This window comes from Mesorhizobium sp. M0698 (assembly GCF_040320455.1).
GTDB lineage: Bacteria > Pseudomonadota > Alphaproteobacteria > Rhizobiales > Rhizobiaceae > Mesorhizobium.
In genome coordinates, this window is sequence record NZ_JAMYPQ010000001.1 from 342,042 (window position 1) to 362,533 (window position 20,492).

22 protein-coding genes and 1 other RNA gene are annotated in these 20,492 nt (G+C 62.5%); 18 read left to right on the forward strand and 5 right to left on the reverse strand.

The annotated features are described in order from the left end of the window. Positions 1-40: 40 nt before the first annotated feature. Positions 41-396: a transfer-messenger RNA gene (gene ssrA / locus NKI16_RS01740) on the reverse strand. Between the two features lie 162 nt (positions 397-558). Between ssrA and NKI16_RS01745 the strand changes: the two genes are divergently transcribed. The 6 genes from NKI16_RS01745 to NKI16_RS01770 all read left to right on the forward strand — a co-directional run bounded on the left by NKI16_RS01745 (position 559) and on the right by NKI16_RS01770 (position 5,107). Then, positions 559-870: a DUF2853 family protein gene (locus NKI16_RS01745; RefSeq protein WP_023676702.1), complete on the forward strand. Its 312-nt coding sequence runs from the start codon at positions 559-561 to the stop codon at positions 868-870. A gap of 113 nt (positions 871-983) precedes the next feature. After that, positions 984-1,778 (forward strand): thymidylate synthase, encoded by a 795-nt coding sequence (locus tag NKI16_RS01750; protein ID WP_023676701.1) that lies wholly within the window; start codon positions 984-986, stop codon positions 1,776-1,778. A gap of 285 nt (positions 1,779-2,063) precedes the next feature. Beyond that, entirely contained in the window at positions 2,064-2,855 is a 792-nt protein-coding gene (gene modA / locus NKI16_RS01755; RefSeq protein ID WP_352589558.1) for a molybdate ABC transporter substrate-binding protein, read from the forward strand. A 15-nt stretch (positions 2,856-2,870) separates the two neighbouring features. Further along, the gene (gene modB / locus NKI16_RS01760; RefSeq protein WP_023676699.1) at positions 2,871-3,575 is read left to right on the forward strand and encodes a molybdate ABC transporter permease subunit; all 705 of its coding nucleotides are present in this window, start codon (positions 2,871-2,873) and stop codon (positions 3,573-3,575) included. After that, the gene (gene modC, locus NKI16_RS01765) at positions 3,572-4,684 is read left to right on the forward strand and encodes a molybdenum ABC transporter ATP-binding protein (RefSeq protein WP_352570445.1); all 1,113 of its coding nucleotides are present in this window, start codon (positions 3,572-3,574) and stop codon (positions 4,682-4,684) included. Before modB ends, modC begins: the two co-directional genes overlap by 4 nt. An 81-nt stretch (positions 4,685-4,765) precedes the next feature. Then, the gene (locus tag NKI16_RS01770; protein WP_023676697.1) at positions 4,766-5,107 is read left to right on the forward strand and encodes a winged helix-turn-helix domain-containing protein; all 342 of its coding nucleotides are present in this window, start codon (positions 4,766-4,768) and stop codon (positions 5,105-5,107) included. Positions 5,108-5,140: 33 nt separating this feature from the next. Here the strand turns inward: NKI16_RS01770 and cobF are convergent, their stop codons facing one another. Then, positions 5,141-5,914: a precorrin-6A synthase (deacetylating) gene (gene cobF / locus NKI16_RS01775; RefSeq protein ID WP_352680226.1), complete on the reverse strand. Its 774-nt coding sequence runs from the start codon at positions 5,912-5,914 to the stop codon at positions 5,141-5,143. A gap of 141 nt (positions 5,915-6,055) precedes the next feature. Between cobF and NKI16_RS01780 the strand changes: the two genes are divergently transcribed. From NKI16_RS01780 to NKI16_RS01800, 5 genes are all read left to right on the forward strand, one after another. Further along, positions 6,056-7,066 carry a DUF4424 domain-containing protein gene (locus tag NKI16_RS01780; RefSeq protein ID WP_352622749.1) on the forward strand — a complete coding sequence of 337 codons (1,011 nt, stop codon included), beginning with the start codon at positions 6,056-6,058 and terminating at the stop codon, positions 7,064-7,066. Next, on the forward strand, positions 7,066-7,584 hold the full coding sequence (locus NKI16_RS01785; protein ID WP_023676694.1) for a dihydrofolate reductase: 519 nt from the start codon (positions 7,066-7,068) through the stop codon (positions 7,582-7,584). The genes NKI16_RS01780 and NKI16_RS01785 overlap by 1 nt, the downstream gene beginning before the upstream one ends. Before the next feature lie 162 nt (positions 7,585-7,746). After that, the gene (gene hflK, locus NKI16_RS01790; protein WP_023676693.1) at positions 7,747-8,841 is read left to right on the forward strand and encodes an FtsH protease activity modulator HflK; all 1,095 of its coding nucleotides are present in this window, start codon (positions 7,747-7,749) and stop codon (positions 8,839-8,841) included. Beyond that, entirely contained in the window at positions 8,841-9,803 is a 963-nt protein-coding gene (hflC, locus tag NKI16_RS01795) for a protease modulator HflC (RefSeq protein ID WP_023676692.1), read from the forward strand. Before hflK ends, hflC begins: the two co-directional genes overlap by 1 nt. Positions 9,804-9,949: 146 nt before the next feature. Beyond that, the gene (locus tag NKI16_RS01800) at positions 9,950-11,467 is read left to right on the forward strand and encodes a DegQ family serine endoprotease (RefSeq protein WP_023676691.1); all 1,518 of its coding nucleotides are present in this window, start codon (positions 9,950-9,952) and stop codon (positions 11,465-11,467) included. Positions 11,468-11,514: 47 nt separating this feature from the next. Here NKI16_RS01800 and NKI16_RS01805 read toward each other — a convergent pair whose 3' ends face one another. Beyond that, on the reverse strand, positions 11,515-12,087 hold the full coding sequence (locus NKI16_RS01805) for a GNAT family N-acetyltransferase (protein WP_023676690.1): 573 nt from the start codon (positions 12,085-12,087) through the stop codon (positions 11,515-11,517). Beyond that, on the reverse strand, positions 12,084-12,971 hold the full coding sequence (serB, locus tag NKI16_RS01810; RefSeq protein ID WP_023676799.1) for a phosphoserine phosphatase SerB: 888 nt from the start codon (positions 12,969-12,971) through the stop codon (positions 12,084-12,086). The genes NKI16_RS01805 and serB overlap by 4 nt, the downstream gene beginning before the upstream one ends. Here serB and miaA point away from each other — a divergent pair. The 3 genes from miaA to NKI16_RS01825 all read left to right on the forward strand — a co-directional run bounded on the left by miaA (position 12,961) and on the right by NKI16_RS01825 (position 15,347). Continuing rightward, complete coding sequence (gene miaA / locus NKI16_RS01815) at positions 12,961-13,929, forward strand: tRNA (adenosine(37)-N6)-dimethylallyltransferase MiaA (RefSeq protein ID WP_023676689.1); 969 nt, start codon at positions 12,961-12,963, stop codon at positions 13,927-13,929. The genes serB and miaA overlap by 11 nt on opposite strands. 104 nt (positions 13,930-14,033) lie before the next feature. Further along, positions 14,034-14,828 (forward strand): GGDEF domain-containing protein, encoded by a 795-nt coding sequence (locus NKI16_RS01820; protein WP_023676688.1) that lies wholly within the window; start codon positions 14,034-14,036, stop codon positions 14,826-14,828. A gap of 132 nt (positions 14,829-14,960) precedes the next feature. Next, on the forward strand, positions 14,961-15,347 hold the full coding sequence (locus tag NKI16_RS01825; protein WP_023676687.1) for an ester cyclase: 387 nt from the start codon (positions 14,961-14,963) through the stop codon (positions 15,345-15,347). A gap of 38 nt (positions 15,348-15,385) precedes the next feature. Here NKI16_RS01825 and NKI16_RS01830 read toward each other — a convergent pair whose 3' ends face one another. Then, complete coding sequence (locus NKI16_RS01830; RefSeq protein WP_023676686.1) at positions 15,386-17,212, reverse strand: ATP-binding protein; 1,827 nt, start codon at positions 17,210-17,212, stop codon at positions 15,386-15,388. Positions 17,213-17,362: 150 nt separating this feature from the next. On the opposite strand from NKI16_RS01830, the gene NKI16_RS01835 reads away from it, so the two are divergent. The 4 genes from NKI16_RS01835 to NKI16_RS01850 all read left to right on the forward strand — a co-directional run bounded on the left by NKI16_RS01835 (position 17,363) and on the right by NKI16_RS01850 (position 20,171). Further along, positions 17,363-17,929: a helix-turn-helix domain-containing protein gene (locus NKI16_RS01835; protein ID WP_023676685.1), complete on the forward strand. Its 567-nt coding sequence runs from the start codon at positions 17,363-17,365 to the stop codon at positions 17,927-17,929. A gap of 1 nt (position 17,930) precedes the next feature. Beyond that, the gene (locus NKI16_RS01840; protein WP_352620213.1) at positions 17,931-18,242 is read left to right on the forward strand and encodes a hypothetical protein; all 312 of its coding nucleotides are present in this window, start codon (positions 17,931-17,933) and stop codon (positions 18,240-18,242) included. Between the two features lie 21 nt (positions 18,243-18,263). Beyond that, positions 18,264-18,791 carry a GNAT family N-acetyltransferase gene (locus NKI16_RS01845; RefSeq protein ID WP_023676683.1) on the forward strand — a complete coding sequence of 176 codons (528 nt, stop codon included), beginning with the start codon at positions 18,264-18,266 and terminating at the stop codon, positions 18,789-18,791. Between the two features lie 219 nt (positions 18,792-19,010). Beyond that, positions 19,011-20,171, forward strand: a complete 1,161-nt coding sequence (locus tag NKI16_RS01850; RefSeq protein WP_023676682.1) for a PcfJ domain-containing protein — start codon at positions 19,011-19,013, stop codon at positions 20,169-20,171. The last annotated feature ends 321 nt before the right edge of the window (positions 20,172-20,492 follow it).

Below are 20,492 nucleotides of genomic sequence, written 5' to 3' on the forward strand. Positions count from 1 at the left end.
CGGCCGGCGGGGCCTGCTTCTGCATATGTCGAGAGGGAGAAATGGAGGTTTCTGTTGCCAGGTACCTCCGAACCCCGCCTAGAAGTGCGAACCACTAGGGCTTGAATTGAAGCTATCGCACCGCTTACGCGGCGAGACGTGCTTCCGCATAGTTGTCGTTGGCAACTATAAGTTTAGCCCGATAACGGTGGTACAATGCCGGGCAAAAGTACGATCTTTACACCTTCGTCGATCCTATTTCGCCCCCAGCAAAAGCCGCTCCTGAGCAGCGGTTTTTGGTGGAGGCGCCGGGTACCGCCCCCGGGTCCGAACGGCTTATTTCATCGCCTGTTTATCGCCATAGTCGGTCGAGCCGACGAGGCGAATATAGGGACTGACGGTGGAAAATGAAAGGCCGGAATGCCACTTTCGTCCGTGTTAAAGTGGATCATCAAGGGGTTGACTTGCAGCCGGTCTCAACCGAAGCTTTGTGGCGGTGAGGAGACCTAGCGCATACTTGCGGCAGCGCGCCACAATCCTCATTGACCGGATCCCGTGGCGCCGACGAGGGGAAATTCGATGGCCGATTATCTCGCAGACGTAAAGAAATATGATGCGGCGGCGGATGCCGACGCGGTCGCCAAGATCGTCAAGCATCTGGGCATCGCGCTCAGGAACCGCGATTCCTCGCTGGTGTCCTGCACCGACCCGGAGGAACTGAAGCGCGTCAGGAACAGCTGGGTCGCCGGCAAGCTCGGCGTCACCGACGGTGCCAAGGCGGATGCGGCTATCGAAAAGACCTGCAAGGCTATGGCGGCCGACAACAGCAAGAGCCGGGTGACATTCTATTACCTCGTCGCCAAGGATCTGGGCATGCTCGGCTCGCTCTGAGCAACCTCGCCGCCGGTGCTGGTGAGGCTTCTGCTGGAATCGTGTCGCTTTGCTGTGTTCGGCCGACGGTCATTCGGCTATGATGGCTGACAACCCGAATCGGACCGGAGCCGATGCGCCAGTATCTCGACCTTCTGAAGCATGTGCTGGAAAACGGCGCCGATCGCGGCGACCGCACCGGCACCGGAACGCGCTCGGTATTCGGCTACCAGATGCGCTTCGACCTGGCCCGCGGCTTTCCGGTCACCACCACCAAGAAGCTGCACCTGAAGTCGATTATCCACGAGCTTTTGTGGTTCCTGGCCGGCGACACCAACATCAAATATCTCAACGATCACGGCGTCTCGATCTGGGATGAGTGGGCCGACGAGAACGGCGATCTCGGCCCGGTCTATGGCAAACAATGGCGGTCGTGGCCGGACGGCCATGGCGGCGCCATCGACCAGATTGCGAATCTTCTGAAGGAGATACGCAAAAATCCTAATTCGCGGCGGCTGATCGTTTCGGCGTGGAACCCGGCCGAGGTGGAGGCCATGGCCTTGCCGCCCTGCCACTGCCTGTTCCAGTTCTATGTTTCGGAAGGCAAGCTTTCCTGCCAGCTCTACCAGCGTTCGGGCGATATCTTTCTCGGTGTGCCGTTCAACATCGCTTCCTATGCGTTGCTGACGCTGATGGTGGCGCAGGTGACCGGATTGAAACCCGGCGATTTCATCCACACGCTCGGCGACGCGCATCTTTACTCGAACCATTTCGAGCAGGCGCGCGAACAATTGCGGCGCACGCCCAAGGCGTTGCCGACGCTGTGGATCAATCCCGAGGTGAAGGATCTCTTTGCCTTCCGCTTCGAGGATTTCCGGCTCGAGAACTATTTCGCCGACGCGACGATCAAGGCGCCGATCGCGGTCTAGCACCATACCTGACCATCCATATCGAAATTGCCTACTGCGGCTGCGCCCTCGGGCGTTGTCAGCATCAATCTCGATCGGCCGACGTCGACCTCACGCGCAATCCCGGGTCGCTGATTTTATGTGAATATTTCCTTCGGCTTCGACGCCGCTGTATCCAACGACGATTATCGCAGGCCGGGAAAACCTCAGCTCAGAATGCCGTCGGCGGTAAAGAGCCTTTCCTTGTTATGTTCACATGGATATATCGATGGACGGCTTCGGGCGTTCTGAGACGAGGAGAGTTTCATGCTGGCGCGCAAAGGTTCGACGACGATTGCCATCGCGGGTCTCGCCGCCATGCTGATGGCCGCGGTGCCGGCGGCCCATGCCGATGACAAGGTGGTCGTGTTTGCCGCGGCGAGCCTGAAGGATGGGCTCGATGCCGTCAACAAGGCCTGCGAGGCCGATGTCGGCGAGGCGGCGACCATTTCCTACGCGGCGAGCTCGGCGCTGGCCAGGCAGATTGAAAGCGGCGCGCCGGCAGACCTGTTCATCTCGGCCGATCTCGACTGGATGAAATATCTTGCCGACAGGAAGCTGACCAAGCCCGGCACCGAAGTGAAATTGCTCGGTAACCAGATCGTGCTGGTTGCGCCGCGGGATTCCAAGGTTGAAACCAGGATCGAAAAGGGTTTCGATCTTGCCAAGCTCGTCGGTGACGGCAAACTTGCCATGGGCGATGTCAAAGCTGTGCCGGCAGGCAAATACGGCAAGGCAGCCCTCGAATCGCTCGGTGCCTGGTCTTCGGTCGAAGGCAAGGTGGCGCAGGCCGAGAATGTCCGCGCCGCTCTAAAACTGGTATCGACCGGCGAGGCAGCACTCGGCATCGTCTACGCCACGGATGCGCATGCGGAACCTGGCGTCAAGGTGGTCGGCACTTTCCCCGCGGGTACCCATCCGCCGATCATCTATCCGGTCGCCCAGCTTGCCGATTCGAAGAGCAGGGATACCCCGGCATTCCTGAAATGCCTGCAATCCGCCAAGGCTGGCGAACTCTTCAAGGCGCAAGGTTTTACAATCCTCGCGCCGAGCAACTGACGTACGGCACCGCACATGAACTGGCTGCTGGATCTCGCTCCCGACGAATGGAATGCGGTCCGGCTGTCGATCAAGGTGGCGACCGTGGCGATGATTGCCAGCCTGCCGCCGGGCATTCTGATCGCTCTTGTGCTTGCCCGCGGCCAGTTCTGGGGCAAGACGCTGCTCAATGGTCTGGTGCATCTGCCGCTGATCCTGCCGCCGGTGGTGACCGGCTATTTGCTGCTTTTGACTTTCGGCAAACGTGGTCCGGCCGGCGCTTTCCTGGCCGAACATTTCGGCATCGTTTTTTCCTTCCGCTGGACTGGCGCCGCGCTCGCCTGCGGCGTGATGGGCTTTCCGCTGATGGTGCGGGCCATCCGGCTGTCTATCGAGGCCGTCGACCGCAAAATCGAGGCGGCCGCCGGCACGCTCGGCGCCAATCCGCTATGGGTATTCGGCACGATCACGCTGCCGCTTATCCTGCCCGGCCTGATCGCCGGTGCGATCCTCTCCTTCGCCAAGGCGATGGGCGAATTCGGCGCGACGATCACCTTTGTCTCCAACATTCCGAACGAGACGCAGACGCTACCGTCGGCGATCTACACTTTCACGCAGGTTCCCGGCGGCGACGCCGGCGCGCTCAGGCTGACGCTGATCTCGATCGTCATCTCGATGGCGGCACTTGTTGCCTCGGAAGTGCTGGCGCGGCGCGTCGGCCGGCGGATGGACATCGAATGACGGTTCAGGTCGACATCAGCCACCGGCTTGGCGATTTCACCGTCAATGCCCGCTTCGAAAGCGCCGGGCGGCTGACTGCGCTGTTCGGGCCTTCCGGCTCCGGAAAGACGACGCTGATCAATTTGATTGCCGGGCTGATCCGCCCCGACAAAGGTCGTATCGCGGCAGAGGGCCGCGTGCTGGTCGATAGCGATGCCGGTCTGTTCGTGCCGAAGCACAAACGGCGGATCGGTATGGTGTTCCAGGATGCGCGGCTGTTTCCGCATATGAGCGTGGCGAGCAATCTGCGCTATGGCCGCTGGTTCACGCCGGCTGCCGAGCGTTACGCGGATATCAATGGCGTGGTCGAACTGCTCGGGATCGGCCATTTGCTCGACCGGCGGCCGGCAAAACTCTCCGGTGGCGAGAAGCAGCGTGTGGCAATCGGCAGGGCGCTGCTTGCCAGTCCGAAATTGCTGCTGATGGACGAGCCGCTGGCTTCGCTCGACGAGGGGCGCAAGGCCGAGATCTTGCCTTATATCGAGCGGCTGCGCGACGAGACGAAAATCCCGATCGTCTATGTCAGCCACTCTATCGCCGAAGTGGCGCGGCTGGCGAGCGACGTCGTGGTGCTGATGCAAGGAAAGGTCGCCGCTTCCGGTCCGACCGGAGCGATCATGCAGCGTCTGGATCTATTGCCGGCCGAAGAGCGCGGCGAGGGCGGTGCCGTGCTGGATACCGCGGTTCTGCGCCACGACGAAGCCTTTGGCATGACGGTGCTAGGCTCATTGGCGGGCGAGATCCGGGTGCCGCTTCTGGCAACGCCAGTCGGTGCGCCGGTGCGCGTCCGCATCCGTGCCCGCGACGTGATGATCGCCACCGAGCAGCCGGTTGGCCTCAGCGCGCTCAACATATTGCCGGGCACGATCGTGGCGATACAGCCGGGCGAAGGGCCTACGGTCGAGATTGGCCTCGACTGCAATGGCGCAACCGTGCTTGCCCGCATCACCGAACAGTCGCGGCAGACATTGGGGCTTCGGCTTGGTCGACAGGTCTTCGCCGTGGTCAAGACGGTGAGCTTCGACCGGGCGAATACCGGCGCCGGCCTGCCCGCCGAGGCGGATGAGTGAACGGCCGATGATTCGCTATATCGTTTTGGAATAGCGGTATCGCTGCAGAACTTGTAGAATAGCGTCACCGCGGAGGAGCAAATGCCGTCGCTGAGTTTGCGGATAAATCTCGATCCAGATGGCCGCATCGGACCGGGCAAGATCGAGCTTCTGGAACAGATCGCCGCCTTCGGCTCGATTTCGGCCGCGGCACGCGGCATGGAGATGTCCTACAAGCACGCCTGGGATCTGGTCGAAGACATGAACCGCGTGTTCGGCAAGCCGCTGGTTGCGGCACAGACGGGCGGCAAAAAAGGCGGTGGTGCCCAGTTGACATCGGTCGGGCTTGCTGTGGTCAGCCGCTTCCGCGCGATCGAGCGGGCTGCGTCTTCAGCAGCGGCGGCGCATATGGAGGCGCTGCAGGCCGAGATCGACGCAGCGTGACGCCGGCGGAATTCATGCCGCGTGTGATCCCTGTTACTTCTTAGGCTCGCCCGGCTTGCGCAGCAGATAGGTGTCCATGATCCAGCCTTTTTTCCGGCGGGCCTGCTCACGGGTGCTCACGATCTTGTCGCCGACGTCGCCAATCCGGCCCGAGATGACGATCTCGTCGGGCGTCCCGAGATAGGCGCCCCAGTGGACGGTGACGTCGTTGTCGTCCAGCGTGTTGAAGGCGCATTTGCCGTCCAGCATGACGATGGTGCTGCCGGCGTTTTCGGGCAGACCTTCCTCGGCGAGCCGGCGGCCGGTGGTGATCAAAATGGCGTCGCCGATCCGGTTCAATGCCATTTTGTGGCTGGCTGCGAGTGCCTGGATGGCGGTGATGCCGGGGATGACCTCCAGCTCGAACGCTACATTGCCTCTGAGGCGCACGCGCTCGAGGATGCGCAGCGCACTGTCGTAGAGCGACGGATCGCCCCAGATCAGGAAGGCGCCGCAGCCATCTTCAGGGAGTTCGTCGCGGATCAGGCCTTCGTAGATCGCGGCGATCGCCTCGTGCCAGTCGTCGACGGTCGAGCGGTAGGAAGGCGCCGGCTCGGCGCGCACCGGCACCTCGAATTCGACACGGCGCGAGTTCGGATTAATGACGAAGCGGTCGCAGATCTGGCGGCGCAATTCGGCGAGATCGTTCTTCTTGGCGCCCTTGTCGGGAATGAACAGCACGTCGGCCCGATTGAGACCGTTAATGGCCTGGACCGTCATGTGCTCCGGATTGCCGGCGCCGATGCCGATGACGAGAAGCTTGCGCATGGGCGAACTCCTGCCCGATCGGGACCGGTGTGTCTAGACCGACACGACATGCCGGCAGGCGCCGGCGCATTTGCCGAAAGGCTTTGAAACGCCACATTGAACAGCTAGAGTCATGTTGGCATTCTCGCCGGGGGAGTTTCCATGTTCCGTTACGTCCTGACCGCAGCCTTGGCGCTCTCGGCTACGCCTGCGCTCGCCAATGATTCGGTCGCCGAACTCGGCACCGGTGGGCTGATCCTGTCGCGCAGCGATGCGGTTGCGATGGAAAGCGAGGATCTCTACATCTCGCCGGAAAAAGTGATGGTCGATTACGTCTTCCGCAACAACACCGACAAGGATGTCGATGCGATCGTCGCCTTTCCGATGCCCGACATCGAAGGCGACCCCGAAGAAATACCGGCGATTCCGGAGGCGCAGAGCGACAATTTCCTCGGCTTCGAAGTGACGATCGACGCGGTGCCGGCAAAGCCGCAGCTCGAGCAGAAGGTGTTCGCGCTCGGCATCGACATCGGCGCTGACCTGAAGGCGCAGGGCGTGCCGTTCTATCCGTTCGGCGATGCGGCCAAGGCAGCGCTGGCAAAGCTGCCGCAAGCGGTCGCCGACGACTGGGTCAACCGCGGCATCATCATCGAGGACACTGCCGACGACGGTTCGGGCATGAAGACCGTCTATACGCCGTTCTGGCAATTGCGCTCGACCTATTGGTGGCGCTCGACCTTTCCGGCCAACAAGGCGGTCCATGTCTCGCATCGCTACAAGCCGAGCGTCGGCGGCACCTCCTCGGTCAGCTTCTTCTATGACGGCCAGTTCCAGGGTCAGTATGCCGCCTACAAGACCCGCTACTGCATGGACGATGCCTTCGAGAATGCCGTGCGCAAGGCAGCCAAGGACGATCCCGACGGCTACCCCAAATATTTCGAGAACCGCATCGCCTATATCCTGACCACGGGCGGCAACTGGGCGTCGGGAAACATCGGCAGTTTCAAGCTGACCGTCGACAAGGGCGATGCGAAGAACCTGGTCTCGTTTTGCGGCGAAAACGTCAGGAAGATCGGACCGACGACGTTCGAGATGAAGGCGCAGAACTTCTACCCCGAGCACGATATCGACATATTGCTGCTGGAGCCATCCGATGGCGGAAACGGCGGCTGATGGACCTCGCGATTTATGTCGCCATCGCCGAGAACGGCGTGATCGGGCGCGAGGGTGGGTTGCCGTGGCGGCTGTCCACCGATCTCAAGCGGTTCAAAGCCGATACGATGGGCAAGCCCATCATCATGGGCCGCAAGACCTATGAAGGCATCGGCCGCCCATTGCCGGGCAGGCTCAACATCGTGGTGACACGAGATAGGGCATGGCGCGCCGAGGGCGTCGAAGTCGCGCACTCGATCGAGGACGCAATCGCGCTGGCGACGGTGCGCGGGCGCTGCATGGCCGGCGCCGACGAGATCTGCGTCATCGGCGGCGGCGAGATCTACGCTCAGGCGCTGCCGTTGGCCGATCGGCTGCACGTGACCCATGTTCTGGCCGCGGTCGACGGCGATGCCCATTTCCCGCCGATCGATCCGGCGCTGTGGCGGATCGTCCGCTCGCAGGAGGTGGAGGCTGGCGAAAAGGACAGCCATGCGACACGCTATTCGGTTTACGAGCGGCGCCGCGACGTGCATTGAAGGCGACAAAGGGGTCGCGACAGGTCTAGATGGACCCAAAAGGCGGACAGTGGCGGCAGCCGATCGCGTTGAAAGCGTGCCGCTGCATCCCTATAGAATAATAATATTGGATTTTGCGCCGGTGAGCCGGCGCTTGAGGGAATTCCAAGCGAAAGGACATTCATGCCCTGGAACGACAAGAGCGGCGGCGGCGGCCCGTGGGGCGGCGGCAACAATCAGGGGCCTTGGGGTCAGGGACCAAAAGGACCCAGCGGCCCGCAGGGCTCGCCTCCCGATCTCGAGGATATCATCCGGCGCGGGCAGGACAGGTTGCGGCGCGCGCTGCCGGGCGGCGGTGGCGCGAGCCCTGCCGTGTTCGGGCTGATTGCCGCGGCGCTGGTGGTGCTATGGGCGTTCAAGGCGGTCTACACCGTGCAGCCCGACGAAGTTGCGGTGGAACTCAGGTTCGGCAAGCCGAAGGCGGAGCTGTCGCAGCCTGGCCTGCATTTCCATTGGTGGCCCATCGAAACGGTCGAGACCGCCAACATCGCCGAGCAGCTTGTCAGTATCGGCGGCGGCAGTTCCAGCGGCAATGGCCTGATGCTTTCCGGCGACCAGAACATCGTCAATGTGCAGTTCTCTGTGGCCTATCAGGTCTCCGACCCTAAGGCCTATCTGTTCGACGTGTCCGACCCGGACGGCATGCTGCAGCAGGTCGCCGAAAGCGCGATGCGCGAAGCGGTCGGCCGGCGCCCGGCGCAAGACATTTTCCGCGACGACCGGCAAGGCATCGCGGCGTCGGTGCGTGAGATCATCCAGACGACGCTGGACGGTTACAAGGCCGGCCTCAACGTCAACGCCATTTCGATCGAGGACGCCGCGCCACCGCGCGAGGTGGCAGACGCGTTCGACGAGGTGCAGCGCGCCGAGCAGGACGAGGACAAGTTCGTCGAGCAGGCCAATCAGTATTCCAACCAGAAGCTCGGCCAGGCACGCGGTGCGGCCGCACAGATCCGCGAAGACGCGGCCGCCTACAAAAACCGGGTCGTGCAGGAGGCCGAAGGCGAGGCGCAGCGCTTCATCTCGGTCTATGACGAATATGCCAAGGCGCCGGAGGTGACGCGCAAGCGACTCTACCTGGAAACGATGGAGAGGGTGCTGAAGGATTCGAGCAAGGTCATCGTCGAGCAGGGCAACGGGCAAGGGGTCGTTCCCTACCTGCCGCTGCCGGCATTGCAGCAGAAGGCGCCGGCACCGGCCACCGGAGGAAACCAGTGATGGCCAACCGTCTTCCCGTCATTGCGGTCATCGCCGCGGTCATCCTGTTCCTGCTCTACTCGTCGGTCTTCGTCGTCAATGCGCGCCAGCAGGCGCTGGTGCTCAGGTTCGGCGAAATCGTCGACGTCAAGAACCAGCCGGGCATCTATTTCAAGGCGCCATTCTCCTTCTTCGATGCCGACACCGTGCAGCTGATCGAAAACAGGGTCCTGCGCTTCGACCTCGACAACATCCGTGTCCAGGTTTCGGGCGGCAAATTCTATGAGGTCGATGCCTTTATCGCCTATCGTATCTCGGATCCGCGTGTGTTCCGCGCCGCGGTCTCCGGCCAGATCGAACTGGCCGAGGCCCGGCTGAGGACGCGTCTCGACGCCGCCTTGCGCCGCGTCTACGGCCTGCGCGACTTCGAGGCGGCACTCTCGGAAGAGCGCGCCGTGATGATGCGCGAGGTGCGCGATCAGCTGAGGCCCGATGCCACCTCGCTTGGCCTGCAGATCGAGGATGTCCGCATCCGCCGCACCGATCTCACGGCCGAAGTCTCGCAGCAGACCTTCGACCGCATGAAGGCCGAACGTCTCGCCGAAGCCGAGCGGCTGAGGGCGCGAGGCAATGAGGCAGCGCAGCGGATCAGGGCTCGCGCCGACCGCGAAGTGGTCGAAATCGTCGCCGAAGCGCAAAAAGAGTCTGAAATCCTGCGTGGTGAAGGTGAAGCCCAGCGCAGCGCGACGTTTGCCGGGGCCTATCAGCGCGATCCGGCCTTCTTCGATTTCTATCGGTCGATGAATGCCTATGGCACGGCGCTGAACAGCGCCGGAACGACGATGGTGCTGTCGCCGAATTCCGAGTTCTTCCGCTTCTTCCGCGACCCGGACAGCAAGGAAACGCCTGTGGCACCGGCGGCACCAGCGCCAGCACCTGCCGCTCCCGCCCCACCGGCAGCGCAGCCAAGCACCGGCCAGTAGGGCCGGTGCAGGGATAGCCGGCGTAACAGAGGATTTATTCTCTGGCGGTAGCCATAGCCGCAAACGTGCCTTATTTCTTGCCAACATGACGCGGACCGGCATTTTTGCCGAAGCGGTTTTTTTTCAGAACACCCGGAGGCCTTTCGATGACATCCACCACCCTTCTGCGTGCAGCGAGGCGGACGTTCATCGCCGGGGCCGCTGCGCTTCTGGTCGGCGCCGTTGCCGTTCCGTCGTTCGTGGCGCCGACGATGGCAGCCGACGGGCCGCCCTCGGTTGCCGATCTCGCCGCCGGCCTGCTTGGCGCCGTGGTCAACATCTCGACGTCGCAGACTGTTAAAGGCACTGAGGGGCCGGGCGCAGTGCCGATGCCGCAGCTGCCGGAAGGCTCGCCCTTCCAGGACTTCTTCGACGATTTCTTCAAGAACCGTGGCGGCGACAAGGGCGGCGGCGGGCAAAAGGTGCAGTCGCTGGGCTCCGGCTTCGTGGTCGACGCCGAGCAGGGCATCGTGGTGACCAACAACCACGTCATTGCCGATGCCGACGACATCGAGGTGAATTTCTCCGATGGGGTGACGCTCAAGGCGACGCTGGTCGGCACCGACACCAAGACCGATGTCGCGGTGCTGAAGGTCGATCCGAAAGGGCACAAGCTGACGGCGGTGAAGTTCGGCGATTCCAACACGATGCGTGTCGGCGACTGGGTGATGGCGATCGGCAATCCGTTCGGTCTCGGCGGCACGGTGACGGTCGGCATCGTCTCGGCACGCAATCGCGACATCAATTCCGGCCCGTATGACGACTTCATCCAGACCGATGCCGCGATCAACCGCGGCAATTCCGGCGGACCGCTGTTCAACAGCAGCGGCGAGGTCATCGGCATCAACACGGCAATCATCTCGCCATCGGGCGGCTCGATCGGCATCGGCTTCTCGATCCCGTCGCAGCTTGCCTCGGGCGTCGTCGACCAGCTTCGCCAGTTCGGCGAGACGCGGCGCGGCTGGCTCGGCGTGCGCATCCAGCCGGTGACCGACGACATTGCCGAAAGCCTGGGCATGGCGACCGCCAAGGGCGCGCTGGTCGCCGGCGTCATCAAGGGCGGGCCGGTCGACAACGGCACAATCCAGGCCGGCGACGTCATCATCAAATTCGACGGCAAGGACATCCATGAAATGCGCGACCTGCCGCGCGTCGTGGCGGAGAGCCCGGTCGGCAAGGCGGTCGACGTGATCATCGTGCGCAAAGGGGTCGAGCAGACCGTCAAGGTGACGCTCGGCCGGCTCGAGGACGGCGAAAAGCTTGCCAGCGGCGGTGAAAACGGCAACACCGACCAGGACGATGCCGACAAGGCGCCTGCGGTTTCGACGGCTGCCGTGCTCGGCATGACGATCGGCGAGCTCAATGAGGAGACGCGCACGAAATTCGGCATCGCCACCGATGTCTCCGGCGTCGTCGTGACGGACGTCGCCAAGGATTCGGCGGCAGCCGAACGCGGCATCCAGCCGGGCGAGGTGATCACCGAGATCGCGCAGGAATCGGTCGCCACGCCCAAGGACGTCATGGACCGGATCGGCGCGCTGAAGGAGCAGGGGCGCAAGAACGCGCTTTTGATGCTGGCGTCGAAGACCGGCGAGCTGAGGTTTGTGACAATCCGGATGGATTGAGTCCGGAAGAGCCTGCAACACTCTGATCTTGAAACGAAAAAGGGCGGCTAGCGGGCCGCCCTTTTTCTTGCCTGCCAGTCTGTGCGTGGCAGCCTGTAGAAGACATGTCGCCTGAGTGCGGTGTGGCTGTCCGGAACACCGGGATGGTCGAAGTCGGAGGCCGGGTCGGCGATCATGCCCAGGCGCTCCATGACGGCAGTGGACCGGCTGTTATCCTTGACTGCGAAGGACACGATTTCGTCGAGGCCAAGTCTTTCAAAGCCATAGGTCAGCCAGGCTTCGGCTGCTTCGGTGACATAGCCGCGGCCCCAGAATTCGGGTGCCAGCCGCCAGCCGATCTCGATCGTGCCGGGCGGCAGGAATGGCAAATGATCGGTTCGGGTTATGCCGACGAAGCCGATGCATTCACCTGTGGCTGCGATCTCAGCGGCCGCGAAGCCGAAGCCGTCGCGATCGATAGCCGCGCGCAACTCCTCCATCTTGGCGTCCGACTGGGCACGGTCGCGCCGAAACGGAAAGAATTCCATGACGCGCTCGTCGGAATTGATGCGATGGAAGAGCTCGCGGTCACGATCTCCCCAGTTGCGCAGGATCAGGCGCTCGGTGCGGATCGGCGTCATTCGACAAATTCCTCCCGGCGATAACCCTGCAGATAAAGCAAGGCGGTGAGGTCGCCGTGGTCGATGCGGATCTTTGCCTCGGCTGCCACGGCCGGCTTGGCATGCAAGGCGACGCCGATGCCGGCAAGACGGATCATGTCGAGATCGTTGGCGCCGTCGCCGACGGCAATGGCATCGGCAGGCGTCAGGCCGAGGCGGGCGGAAATCTCGATAAGGGCTTCGGCCTTGGCGGCGCGGCCGAGGATCGGTTCGGCGACCAAGCCGGTGAAGCGGCGATCCTGCTCGATCAGGCGGTTGGCGCGATTTTCGTGAAAGCCGAGCAATGCTGCGATGCGGGTGGTGAAGATGTCGAAACCACCGGAGATCAGCGCCGTCCAGGCGCCATTGGCCGCCATTGTCTGGACGAGCGTGCGGCCGCCGGAGGCTAGCGTCAGGCGATTGTCGATGATGCGGTCGATGATTGCGGCATCGAGATCCTTGAGCAGCGCCACACGCTCGCGCAAGGCCGGCTCGAATGCGATCTCGCCGTTCATCGATCGCGCCGTGATGGCGGCGACGCGATCCTTGACGCCGATCTCGTCGGCAAGCTCGTCGATGCATTCCTGGTCGATCATTGTCGAATCCATGTCGGCGATCAGGATCTTCTTGCGCCTGTTCTCAGCCGGCTGGACGGCCACGTCGATCGGTTCGGAAGCAAGCGCGGCCTGCAGGCGCGCCGTTATTTCGGAAGCGTCGGCGGTCTCCGGCAAGTCGAGTTCGCAGGCGATGCCTTCGGCCAGCCAGCGAACAGCGCTTGCGCCGACCGACCGCGAGGCCATATTCGCTAGCGTCGGCGTCAATGCGCGGCCGGCGGGATGGGATAGAAGCGTGGCGATCAGCGGCATCGAAAATTCCAGCGGACAGGCGGGCGAAGGCCGCGTGAAGAACGCGATCCTGATAGCCGGGCCGACCGCCAGCGGCAAGTCGGCGCTCGCACTCGACCTCGCCGAGCGCAATGGCGGTGTCATCGTCAACACCGATTCTATGCAAGGCTATTCGGTGCTCGACGTGCTGACGGCGCGGCCTGGTCCTGCCGAACTCGCCCGCGTCCCCCACTTTCTTTATGGACACGTCGATCCGTCCACCGCCTATTCCACCGGCGCCTGGTTGCGTGATGTCACGAAGCTGATCGACGACGGCACGCTCTCGGAGCGGCCAGTGATTTTCGTCGGCGGTACCGGGCTTTATTTCCGGGCGCTCACGGAAGGTATCTCGGAGATGCCCGACATTCCGAAGTCGATCCGCGATCGCTGGCGCTACGAGCTCCAGGAACAGGGCGCAGTGAGATTGCACCGCATCCTGTTGCGCGAGGATTCTGCGGCCGGCATGATGCTTAAGCCGACGGATGGCCAGCGCATCGTGCGGGCGCTGGAGGTGCTCGACGCGTCGGGGCGTTCCATCCTGGACTGGCAGGCCGCGCGTGGCCGGCCGTTGATCGACAGGAGCAGCGCGCGCTTTTTCGTCATCGAGCCGGAGCGAGCGGCGCTGGTGGAGCGGATCGATGCTCGCTTCGACCGCATGCTGGACAAGGGGGCACTGGACGAGGTGAAACAGCTTTCAGCGCTCGGCCTCGATCCCGACCTGCCGGCGATGAAAGCAATCGGTGTTCGCGAGCTTCAGGCCGCGCTGGCCGGCGCCTTCAGTTTTCCCGAGGCCATCGAGCGCGCGAAAATCGCGACGCGGCAATATGCCAAACGGCAGGCGACCTGGTTCAGGCACCAATTGGGCCCGGAATGGCAGAGATTGCGTCCTGGTGAGGGGATCGACTCGATGCACTCACTCCCTCATTCGAGCGCAACCTGAAAAGTCGACACCGAGGGGACATTTCGCGTTGAAGTTGTCCAGGTTAACTGTCCGTAAGTTCCCGCATGCCATAAGATCGTTACGAACTTTCCAACGGGGAGCAGATGCGTTTCCACAAGGCGGAATCAGCCTTTTTCGTCTTTATTTTTGTGATCCTGGCCGCCGGCCTGGTGACGCTTTACGCCTATGGGCTCCTGCAAACCCTGGCCGCCGACATTAGCAATACGCCTTCGGAACTCGATGAAATCGTCTATCTCAACAAGCTGCTGTTTGCGACGGGCGTGCTGCTGGCGACTGCGCTGTTCTTCGGCATTTTCTTCATCTACCCGCTGATCCGAAAGCAGGCGACGGAAGAAGGCAAGCTGCGCGCCATGACCGTTTCGCTCAGCGCGCGTTCGGAGACGCTAGAGCATGCGGCGCTCACCGACAGCCTCACCGGCATGCAGAACCGGCGTTATTTCGACGATGCGCTGAAGGAATATCTCGAAGAGTTCCGTCGCATCGAGAAACCAGTAGGGCTGATGATCCTCGACCTCGACCATTTCAAGCAGGTCAACGACAGCCACGGCCACGATGTCGGCGACGAGGTGTTGCGGGCGGTCGCCAACTGTCTCAAGGACATGACACGCTATCACGACGTGGTGGCGCGCCTGGGCGGCGAGGAGTTCGCGGTGGTCACGCCCAATATGGACGCCGAGCTGCTATCCAAATTCGCGGAGCGCATCCGCAAGGCGATCGCCAACATGTCGGTGCTGACGGGCAATGTCCGACTGAAAATCACCACCAGCGTCGGGCTTGCCGTCTGGGATCGCAAGGAAACCGCCGAGGAGTTCTATCGCCGCGCCGATCGCCAGCTCTATGAGGCGAAGAGGCAAGGGCGCAACCGCGTGTGTGCCTGAAATTCCGTCATTGAATTCCTGATGCCGGCCGTCTGGTATCGTTTTCTGCGTTTCCGGTGCACGCAGACCGACGTCACCCAGTCAAGCTGAGATGCTGCCTTTGCGGGGCTTGCCGGAAATAGAGGTGTTGCCGTGACTAAATCCGATCTCTCCGGTCTTTACCGAGGCTATATTGCATGCCTGAACAAGCAGGATTGGCCAAATCTGGGGCGGTTTGTTCATGATGAAGTGACCCACAACGGTCGCAAGCTCGGATTGTCCGGCTATCTCGAAATGTTGGTGAGAGACTTCGACGAAATTCCGGACCTTTACTTCGACATTCAGCTATTGGTTGCCGATCCGCCTTATGTAGCGAGCCGGCTAAGCTTCGACTGCGCGCCAAGGGGAACGTTCCTTGGGCTCGATGTAAGCGGGAAGAGAATTTCGTTTGCCGAGAACGTATTTTATGAGTTTCAGAGAGGGAAAATTCGCCAGGTGTGGTCAGTTATAGACAAGACAGCCATCGAAACTCAGCTTTGATATCTGCGAGCGCTGCCTAAAAGTCTCGCTCGGCTCAATCATTCTGGGGGACGCAGGCCGAAGGTCGCCGGCTTGAGGCCGTAGCGCAAGTCGAAATCGTCGTTTCGCTGGGTGCGTGCGGCCGACGGCTTGCGATAGTCCGAATCGCCGGCCTGCCGGCCCGAATCGACGACTTCCGCGAAAGGCATTGCGTGTCGTGATTTCGGCACGTTGCGCAGCCGTTCGACGATCGCCACGAGGTCGACCTCGTCGCCGGTTTCGGACGGCAAGGCGTCCTCGCGCTTGGCCGTGCCGGGGATCAAATCCTCGGAGAGCTTTTCAAACTTCATCCGCATCGTCGTCGCCACGCCTTCCCCGAAGGCGATGGCCTCGCGCTGGCCCATGGAAGACAGGAACGCCAGCGTCGAAGCCGAGGAATCGGCAATCGCCGACCGGATGATCGCCTGGTCCTGCTCGTTGGCGAGCCGCATGGCAAAGAACGTCGAGCACTGCGACAGGATGGTCGGGTCGAGTTCGCCCGGGCGCTGGGTGACGACGCCGAGATAACAGCCATATTTGCGGCCTTCCTTGGCGATGCGCGACAGCGCGTGCCGCGTCGGCGCGAAACCGAGGCGCGGATCGGCCGGCATATAGCGATGCGCTTCCTCGCACAGGAAGAGCAGCCGCAGGCGGCCTTCGCTCCACAACGCCAGGTCGAAGGCCAGCCGCGCCAGCACCGAGCATACGGAATTGACCACCTCGGACGGCATGCCGGCCATTTCGAAGCAGGTCACAGGGCGGCCGTGATGCGGCACGCGGAAGATGTTGCCGATCGTCTCGTGGATGGTGTCCTCGATCAGGCGCGAGTTGAACATGAAACGGTAGCGCGGATCGGATGCCGCCGTTTCGATACGTGTCTTCAGTGACCTGAGGGTCGGGCGATCGTTCTTGCTTTCCAGCAATCCCATGCGTTCGTCGACCAGCTTGATGAGGTCGGCAATGCGATAGGGCACCGGCGCGTCGGCGGTCAGCGCATCGGTGCTGCGCCGTAGATAGTTGCCGGAGTTCGGATTGCGGTAGAGGTTCTTGGCCGCGGGAATGAGATCGCGCAAGGCGTCGACCTCTTCCGGAACCGTCTCGCGGCCGCGAAACAGCACCTCGGCAAATTCCTCGAGCTTGAACATCCAGAAGGGCAGGTCGAGCGTCGTCGAATCGACCCTGACGCAATATTCGGGCAACGACGCGGCGAACTCGTTGTGTGGATCGAGGATGAGCACGCGCAGGTCGGGCCGGGCGGCGATCGACTTGCGCAAGAGCAGCGAGACGGCGGTCGATTTGCCGACCCCGGTGGTGCCGACAATGGCGAAATGCCGCGCCAGCGTATCGTCGATGGCGATATTGGCGTCGATGGCCTCGTCCTGCGACAGCGTGCCGATGGTGATCGAATGACGACCGGCGAGATCGTAGACGGCCTGCAGGTCGCGGCTGCGGATACGATGGGCAATGGCGCCGATATGCGGGTAGGTTGTGATGCCACGGTCGAAGATCGGCTTCGCGCCGGGTTCGGCACCGTCGCGCACCTCGCCGATCAATTCGATGCTGACCTCGATCGGATTCTGGCCCTCGCTGCTCCAGGCACGATCCGACTTGCCGATTTCATAGACCAGGCCGACGGTTCGTGATGTACCGAGATTGATCGAGATCATCTTGCCGACGCTCCACAGGCCGGTGACCGTGCCTTCGATATCGTCGGCATAGGCGCTGATGGTGGCGCGCGCGCCGTCGCATTGCACGACATTGCCCAGAATGCGCTTGTCGTTCTGCTCCGCCCTGCGGCGCTCCAGCAAAGTCGGTTCCCCAATGGAGGCTTCGCGTTCAACGAGCATGGACACGCCGATCCCTTTTTCCAAGCGATGAGCCTAGGCGAACGGGGTTAAGGTGGGATGAGGCCGGATGGTTTAGCGGACATTAAGGAGTTTGCGAAAAATGGATGAAACGGCCGTTGCTCCGTAGAAAAATTTCGATATATTGGATTAATGGATGATATAGCGAACGACATCTCCTCGACCATCGGCAGACGAATACATGCCGAAAGAGTGGCTCGAGGCTGGTCCCTGGCAGAGCTGGCGGAGCGGTCCGATGTTTCGAAAGCCATGCTGAGCACGGTAGAACGCGGCATGACCAGCCCGACGGCGGCACTCCTTGTGCGCATTGCGGCCGCCTTCGGCATGACGCTGTCCACATTGATCGCAAGGGCGGAATTGCAGGGCGGTGGCCTGCTTCGCGAACGTGACCAGCCGCTCTGGCGCGATCCGGCTACGGGTTATGTGCGGCGGCATCTTTCGCCGGTCTCCGACATACCCCTCGAACTGATCCGGATCCAGTTGCCGGCCGGCGCCAAGGTAAGTTTCCCGGCGGCGTCCTATGCCTTCATCAGGCAACAGATATGGCTGATCTCCGGGCGGCTGGAATTCACCGAGGGGGACATCGTTCACCGGCTCGAACCCGGCGACTGCCTGGCGCTCGGCGCGCCATCCGATTGCGTCTTTCACGCTCCGGGGCCGGACGCTGCCGACTATCTGGTTGCGTTGGCCAGGGGCTGAGGTGAAGGCGCGCCGTCCGAAACGCTCCGACAATGGCGGTCCGCCGCTCGACGACTATGACGGTCCGCCCTGGGGCAAGGGTGAGCCCTATGTGTTTCTTGCCTGGCGGACCGCCCATGCCCAGGCATGGAAAGTGCCGAGCCGCGAGATCATGCTGATGCGGCTGGACAAGGCCGAGCGGCTGGGCCTGACCTATGAGGAATACACGCTCGAACTGCTGGAACGCGGGCGACATCTGCAAGAGGAAGACGCCGATCGCATCGCGGAAATCCGGCGGGCCAGGAAGCGGAAGCGGATCAGTCATTTCGATTGACGGACGGCGCAGGGGAACCACATGAGTTCGATCGAAATCAGGCCACTCACCACGACTGACGGAACGCAAAAAATGCTGGCGGATCTGCTGATCGGGACAGTCGCTGCCGGCGGCTTGGTCAGCTTCATGCATCCGCTGGCGCCGGAGATGGCCGCGGCCTTCTGGAACAGGTCGCTTCATGCGGCCGCCAGAGGCGAAAGGGCGGTGCTTGGGGCGTGGAACGGCGAGGCTCTGGTCGGCACCGTCACCTTGCTGCTCGACTGCCCTCCCAACCAGCCGCACCGGGCCGAGATCGCCAAACTGATGACCCGCCTCGATTATCGCGGCAAGGGCATCGCAACCCGCCTGATGGAGGCGGCGGAAGCCGTTGCCGTGGAGAAAGGCCGCACGCTGTTGGTCCTCGACACGGCAAAAGAGGAGGGGGCTTCCGGCCTCTATGAAAAGCTCGGCTTCACGCTGGCCGGCGAAATACCGGATTATGCGCTGAAGCCGCATGGCGGGCTGACAGGCACCCTCATCTACTGGAAACGCGTCGGCCGGACACGGTGATGGCGACAACGATGCACCTTTGCAACACCCGTCAGACCATCGCGGGCATGGAAAGAATGGCTCTTGCGTCAAATTGGCGGCGAGCTTAGAGAAGCCGCCCATTCTGATCCGTCGTCCTGAAAGGAGACCTGTCAATGACCCGGCGATCCAGATCGACACATTCCGTGCCGACGCTGGAATTGCGTGCGGCTGACAGGGTTCCAATCAGGAAGAACGGCCATGGCAAAGTCCATGATCCAGCGCAGGCAGGATGCCGAGCGCGAACGCATTGAAGCATATGCCGTAACGCTGCGGCGGGTTTTTCCCGTCCCGCGTCCCGCTCCGGATTTCGAGCGGGCGCTCGACGAGGCACGTCGGGGCTTTGCCGGCATGGCGATCCGCGACGGCGCGCTGTGGCGTCCAAAGCTGAAGACGCGCGACCCCGCGCGGCTGCGGCTGGCCGCGGCGCGTCATCTCTATGCGCGCTACCCGGTTACAGCCGCGCTCGAGGGGATCTGGCTGGACAGCTCGGGGTTGAATGCCGGCGAGATTGCGCTTCGCAAGGCTTGGTATATCGCAGTGGCGCGTGGTGACTCGCTCTACAAGGCGGGCGCCTGTGCGTGGCTGTCTCGCAAGGAGGTGCATTGCTTCTTGAACTTGCCCGGCGATTTCACGTTCGACGAGGCGTTTTGGGTGGCGATCGCCCGGTCCTACACGGATGATTCCGGGTTGGCGGCCCGACTTGCCAAGTCGAAAATCGCGCGCACGCCACGTAACGATCTGGCCTTCTGGCGCGAGGTGACACGGTTCTTCTGCGGGCAACCCGCGTCGAAGGAGGAGATCGACGATCTATGCGACTATATCGGCGCCGTGCACCAGCGCGATGCGGCGTACAGCCTGAAGGGTCGCACGCTCGCCTCGCTGCGTCGGCAGATGCTGGAATGGCATCGAGACATTGCCGCGATCGAACGCATCGAGGCAATGCGCCGCCGCGCTGCCGGGCGGGCCACGCGTACTGCCGGGACGCAGTCGCAGGGTCACGCCTGGGACGGCTCGTGCCTGGACGACTGGGACTGGCAGCCGTCGACCAAAGAGGCAAAGGCGCATGGCGAGCGTTTCTTCATCCGTCAGTTGAAGACAGCCGAGGATCTGGTCACCGAGAGCCGGGCGATGCATCATTGCGTCTCGATATACGCGTCCAAATGCATCGCCGGCAATGCCTCGATCTGGGTGCTGCGGCGCTCGGCGCTCGGCAAGATCGAGCGGTTGCTGACGATTGAACTCGACCCGCAAAACCGTGCGGTGCAGGTGCGCGGTTTCGGCAATCGTCTCGCCTCGCTCGAGGAGCGCAAGATCATCGAGCGCTGGGCCAAGGCGAGGGGTGTGGTGCTCTGCGCCTGAAACGGAACACCCGCGCGGCGGAAAGGCGGCGCGGGTGCACAATGGGCGGATGTGCCGACGTCAGGCCAAGTGCACATTCGCCGTTGACAGCGGCGTCAAACCAATTCTATTGTCCGCCACCATGAAAAAGGCACGCATTCTCGTAGGAAAGCGCGTGGGCAAGGCGGTGTAACCGCCGGGCGATGACCTCCCATGCGCAAGACACAGGCTCCCTCGGGGGCCTTTTTTATTGCCCGAAATACGACTAAGCGACCAGCAATCGCCAGATGGCGAACAGTACGGGACCAGACCGATGAGCAGTGGACAGAATGAGCGGCGCGA